Annotated in this window: 1 protein-coding gene and 1 pseudogene; one reads left to right on the plus strand and one right to left on the minus strand. The window is 71.5% G+C overall.

From position 1 onward, the window contains the following. Positions 1-77: pseudogene (locus tag AB0L34_RS33810) on the plus strand (molybdenum cofactor biosynthesis protein MoaE); the annotation flags it as partial. 4 nt (positions 78-81) lie between these two features. On the opposite strand, the gene AB0L34_RS33815 reads toward AB0L34_RS33810, so the two are convergent. Continuing rightward, a partial coding sequence (locus tag AB0L34_RS33815) for a glycosyltransferase 87 family protein (RefSeq protein WP_363709739.1) occupies positions 82-1455 on the minus strand: 1374 nt, incomplete at its 5' end.

Here is a 1455-nt window from a genome sequence, read left to right on the forward strand (position 1 = left end):
AGGTGAAGGCGCGGCTGCCGATCTGGAAGCGGCAGGTCTTCGACGACGGCACCGAGGAATGGGTGAACTGCCCCTGAGTGCTCAGCGCCGGCCGGCGAGCGCGGCCGCGCGGCTGAACCGGTCGTGGTAGAACGCGGGCTCGGCTCCCGGACGCCACGGCAGCGCCGCCACCAGCACGATCAGCGCGATGGCCAGGGAGTTCTCCATCAGCGCGCCGAACAGGCCGTCCTGGTAGTGGGACACCTCGGGGAGTTGGTGCTCGTACGGCCAGATCGGTGAGATCAGGAACAGCAGGTAGAGCCCGAGCGCGCCGACGCCGTGGCGGAGCCCGGTCAACGTCGGGTACCAGATCGGCGGGCGCAGCGCCGGCACACCGTTGGCCGAGGGGCCGCTGCCGCGCAGGGGCAGGCCACGGCTGGCGTCGCGGCGGCGTACCGCGGCGTCGGCCAGCACGATGATCGCCGGGATGACCCAGATCAGGTGGTGCGACCAGGAGATCGGGCTGATCACGTTGGCGGTGAGCCCGACGAGTGTGAACGCGGTCAGCTCGTCGCCGTCGGCGCGGGCGCTGATCGCGCGGGACAGGCCCAGCGCCAGGAGCAGCACCGAGAAGGCGAGCCAGAGCAGGCCGGGCGTCTCGATCGAGTCGTAGAGCCGCGCCAGCAGCCCGGCGAGCGACTGGTTGGCGGTCATGTCCGCCGCACCGACCCGCTCGGTCTGCCACAGCACGCACGTGAAGTACGCGCGGGACTCCTCACCGACCAGGCCGAACGTCGCGATGGTCACGCCGATCGTGGTGCCGACGGCGGTGAGCGCGGCGCGCCACTGCCGGGTGAGCTTCAGGTACGCGACGAACAACGCCGGGGTGAGCTTGACGGCGGTGGCGAGCCCGATGCCGACGCCCGCCCACGCGCCGCTGTAGACGAAGCGGGCCAGCGGCGAGGCGGCGGTCTCGTGGTGGGTGCCCCGCTTGGCGCGCCAGCGCAGGCCCACCATGTCGGCCATGACGAGCGCGAACAGCAGCAGGTTGACCTGGCCGTAGCCGAGCGTCTCCCGGGACGGCTCGATGGCCACCGCGAGCGGGGTGGCGATGCCGACGGTGAACCATAGCGGCCAGCCGAGCCGGTCCACGATGGGGCGCAGCAGCGCCGCCAGGACGACCGCGAGCGCGGCGATGCTGGCCAGGGCGTTGACGAAGCCGGCGCCGTCGACGGGCAGCCAGGACATCGGGAGCATGACCACACCGGCGAACGGTGGATAGGTGAAGCCCAGTGTCGTCGACGGCGCGACGAAGTCGTACAGCTCGTTTCCGCTGGCCCACCACACCACCGCGCCGTGGTAGATCTTCATGTCGAAGAAGTTGTACGGCCGTCCGAAGGCGCCGATGGCCAGCCACGCGGCGTACGACACGGCGGCCACGATCCCGAGGCGCACGACGGTCCGGCGGTCGACGCG

This window comes from Micromonospora sp. NPDC052213, from assembly GCF_040679695.1.
Lineage (GTDB): Bacteria > Actinomycetota > Actinomycetes > Mycobacteriales > Micromonosporaceae > Micromonospora.